The organism is Xanthomonas sp. A1809, from assembly GCF_017746015.1.
In the GTDB taxonomy this organism is placed as follows: Bacteria; Pseudomonadota; Gammaproteobacteria; order Xanthomonadales; family Xanthomonadaceae; genus Xanthomonas; species Xanthomonas euvesicatoria.
This window is the reverse complement of record NZ_JAGHWZ010000064.1, coordinates 1-1193: the sequence shown is the minus strand read 5'-3', so window position 1 is coordinate 1193 and position 1193 is coordinate 1. Positions and strand designations below refer to the sequence as shown.

The 1193-nt window shown below is 63.6% G+C and carries 1 protein-coding gene; it reads right to left on the bottom strand.

All coding sequences use genetic code 11. The features are described 5' to 3' along the window. Position 1: 1 nt before the first annotated feature. Positions 2-1192, bottom strand: a complete 1191-nt coding sequence (tuf, locus tag J7396_RS22425) for an elongation factor Tu (protein ID WP_003486726.1) — start codon at positions 1190-1192, stop codon at positions 2-4. Between the last annotated feature and the right edge of the window lies 1 nt (position 1193).

Sequence of the window (1193 nt, the reverse complement as noted above, 5' to 3'; positions counted from 1 at the left end):
CTTACTTGATGATCTTGGCAACCACGCCGGCGCCGACGGTACGACCGCCTTCACGGATGGCGAAGCGCAGACCTTCGTCCATCGCGACCGGGTTGATCAGGGTCACGACCATCTTCACGTTGTCGCCCGGCATCACCATCTCCACGCCTTCCGGCAGCTGGCAGGCGCCAGTGATGTCGGTGGTGCGGAAGTAGAACTGCGGACGGTAGCCCTTGAAGAACGGGGTATGACGGCCACCCTCGTCCTTGGACAGCACGTAGACTTCGGCTTCGAACTCGGTGTGCGGCTTGATCGAACCCGGCTTGCACAGCACCTGGCCGCGCTCGACGTCGTCACGCTTGGTGCCGCGCAGCAGCAGACCGGCGTTGTCGCCTGCCTGACCCTGGTCCAGCAGCTTGCGGAACATTTCCACGCCGGTGACGGTGGTCTTCTGCGTGTCGCGGATACCGACGATTTCGATTTCGTCGCCCACCTTGATGATGCCGCGCTCGATACGACCGGTCACCACGGTGCCGCGGCCGGAGATCGAGAACACGTCTTCGACCGGCATCAGGAACGGACGGTCCACGTCGCGGGTCGGCTCCGGAATGAACGAATCCAGCGCCTCGACCAGCTTCAGGATCGCCGGCACGCCGATGTCGCTCTGATCGCCGTCCAGCGCCAGACGCGCCGAACCGTGGATGATCGGGGTGTCGTCGCCCGGGAAGTCGTACTTGCTCAGCAGTTCGCGCACTTCCATTTCGACCAGCTCGAGCAGCTCGGCGTCGTCGACCATGTCGGCCTTGTTCAGGAACACCACGATGTGCGGCACACCGACCTGACGCGAGAGCAGGATGTGCTCACGGGTCTGCGGCATCGGGCCGTCAGCGGCCGAGCATACCAGGATCGCGCCGTCCATCTGCGCTGCACCGGTGATCATGTTCTTGACGTAGTCGGCGTGGCCGGGGCAGTCAACGTGCGCGTAGTGGCGGGTCGGGGATTCGTATTCGACGTGTGCGGTCGAAATCGTGATGCCGCGCGCCTTCTCTTCCGGCGCCGCGTCGATCGCGTCGTACGCCTTGAACTCACCACCGAAACGCTCGGCACCGATCTTGGTCAGCGCAGCGGTCAACGTGGTCTTGCCATGGTCAACGTGACCGATGGTGCCGACGTTCACGTGCGGCTTGGTGCGCTCGAATTTAGCTTTTGCCATG

Coding starts and splice junctions, on each gene's coding strand:
- tuf (WP_003486726.1), bottom strand. CDS start 1,192: ATGGCAAAAGCTAAATTCGAGCGCACCAAGCCGCACGTGAACGTCGGC.